The 2457-nt window shown below is 67.4% G+C and carries 2 protein-coding genes; one reads left to right on the top strand and one right to left on the bottom strand.

Features of this window, described 5'->3' with window-relative positions:
• On the bottom strand, positions 1 to 1161 hold a 1161-nt coding region (locus tag ACWGH4_RS34130; RefSeq protein ID WP_453467682.1), incomplete at its 3' end, for an acyltransferase family protein.
• A 446-nt stretch (positions 1162 to 1607) separates the two neighbouring features.
• On the opposite strand from ACWGH4_RS34130, the gene ACWGH4_RS34135 reads away from it, so the two are divergent.
• Positions 1608 to 2428, top strand: a protein-coding gene (locus ACWGH4_RS34135) for an IS5 family transposase (protein ID WP_453467684.1) whose coding sequence is annotated in 2 segments (ribosomal slippage) — positions 1608 to 1955 and positions 1958 to 2428 — 819 coding nt in all. Because the reading frame shifts where the segments join, the coding sequence is not laid out codon by codon here.
• The last annotated feature ends 29 nt before the right edge of the window (positions 2429 to 2457 follow it).

The following is a 2457-nucleotide window of genomic DNA, read 5'->3' on the forward strand; positions in this document are numbered from 1 at the left end:
GCGGGGTCCCACCTCGGCGGCGTCCTGGCGGAACGCCCACTTCATCTCGGGCTCCGTGACGCACTTCAGCGCCCGGCGCACCGGCGGCGAACACAGCACGGTCACCATGCACGTCGCGCAGATCGTCACCACCACCAGGCCGACCGGGCTGCCGAGCCACTTCTGGCTCTCGAACAGCCCCCAGTAGTCACCGGCCTTGACGACGAAACCGTGCAACAGGTACCCGCTGATGGTCCCTGCGCCCAGCACCGTGAACCACGCCCGGCGACCGGGCACCAGCGCGAGGAACGCGGCGCTCAGCAGCACCGCGCACCCGAAGAACGCGATGATCACCACGAGCCCCGACCACCACGGCCAGCCCAGGTCCTGCACGCTGCTGGAGCGGTAGAACCAGCCGAGGTTCATCCGGGGCGCCACCCAGTACGCGAAGACGAGCGTCGCGGCGAAGAACGGAACGGCCAGCAGACGCACCTCCCGCCGGCGCACCAGCTGGAAGTGCTCCGGCTTCAGGCACAGGCCCAGCACGAAGAACGGAAGGAACTGCAGCACACGCGCGAGGTTGAGGTCCGCCCCGATGTCCGGGGTGAGCGTGGCCAGCGCGCCGATGGCCAGCGCGATCGGCAGCGGCCACCGCACGATCCGCCACAGCGGCGTGGTGAGCCGCCAGATGAACAGCGCTGCCAGGAACCACGTCAGGTAGTACGGGTCGAGCAGGCTGATCGGATGGGACGGATCGTCGTTCCCGTACCGGGCGAAGAGGGAGTAGGCCACCTCGAAGACGACGTACGGCAGCGCGATGCCGGTGAGCAGTCGTCTGAGCTGATGCGGCTTGCCCTGGTAACTCCGGGAGAAGTAGCCGGAGACGATGATGAAGGCCGGCATGTGGAAGGTGTAGATCACCATGTACAGGGCACGCGTTGCCCTGCTGCCCTCCATCACCGGTTCCCAGGCGTGGGCCACGGCCACGAGCACGATGGCCAGATACTTCGCGTTGTCGAAGTAGGCCTCCCGTCCAGTGGACTTGGAGGCCGTCCGCGAAGCGGACTTCAGGCCGCTCGTGGCAGGGGCGAGAGCGGTCGCCGCCCGGCTCGTCGGGGTGGTCTCGGGCTCCTTGACCTCGGGTGCCGGAGCCCTCTCGTATCCATGCGCAGCGTGGAACATTCAAGGCACCCTAGCCGCGCCTATTCGATTTCGTAAAACACGCCGGGCATCTGCCCTATTCGAATCTGACACGGGTGCCAACAGGCCCGTATGCCCTGGTTAATCCCCCTTAAACGGGGCATACCACCCAGGCATGGCAGTGAAGTGAATTACCTCACGGAGCGTCTTCGAATTTATGGTGACCGAAGTGTGGGGACAGTGAAACGATCACGTTGAATTCTCTCCGGCATTTCACCCGGCCGGCCGCTCGGTGTGGGCCGGGCCGCGTTGCCCGGGCCGGAGAAGCGCGGAGTCCCCGCCGGGGGCGGGGACGAGGACGTGAGCCGTGCGCCGGTCCCCGCGGAAGCGCCCGGGGGCGGAGGTCTGATCGGTGCGTGTCGGGCGGCGGTGATGCCCGCCTACTTAGACGTAGTTTCTTATGGCGTGATCGTTCGTTGAACCGTGGCATGACGGATCTCGTTGAGCGGCTGGTACCGGATGAGTTGTGGGTGTTGTTCAGGCGAGTGGTGCCGCCAACGGTGGTGATACGCCCGCAGGGCGGTGGTCGACGTCGCGCAGGTGACCGTGAAGCCCTGGCCGCGATCATCTTCGTGGCGACGTCGGGCTGCACGTGGCGGCAGCTGCCGCCGGTGTTCGGCCCCGCCTGGCCCACGGTCTACCGCCGGTTCGCCCAGTGGAGCCGGGACCGTGTCTGGGCCCGGCTCTACCGCGTGATCCTCGACGAACTCGGGGCGCGGGGCGAGCTGGACTGGTCGCGGTGCGCGATCGACTCCGTCAGTCTGCGGGCTGCAAAAGGGGGCCGTTGACGGGACCGAATCCGACCGACCGCGGCAAGCTTGGATCGAAGATCCACCTGATCTGTGACCGGAATGGACTGCCGCTGTCTCTGGGCATCTCCGGCGCGAACATGCACGACAGCCAGGGCCTGGAGCCGCTCGTGCGCGGCATCCCGCCCATCCGGTCCCGCCGTGGGCCCCGGCGTCGGCGGCCGGCGAAGCTGCACGCGGACAAGGGCTACGACTACGACCACCTGCGTCGATGGCTCGGTCGGCGGGGCATCCGCCATCGCATCGCTCGCAAGGGCGTCGAGTCCTCGCAGCGGCTGGGCCGACATCGCTGGGTGGTCAAAAGAACCGTGTCCTGGCTGGCCGGCTGCCGTCGTCTCCACCGGCGGTACGAGCGCAAGGCCGAACACTTCCTCGCCTTCGTCGGCATAGCCGCAGCCCTCATCGGCTACCGCCGGTTAACACCCCTACTCACGGCCTGATCCGGTCCTGCTGCACATCGAAGCAGACC

The organism is Streptomyces sp. NPDC054847 (assembly GCF_053610925.1).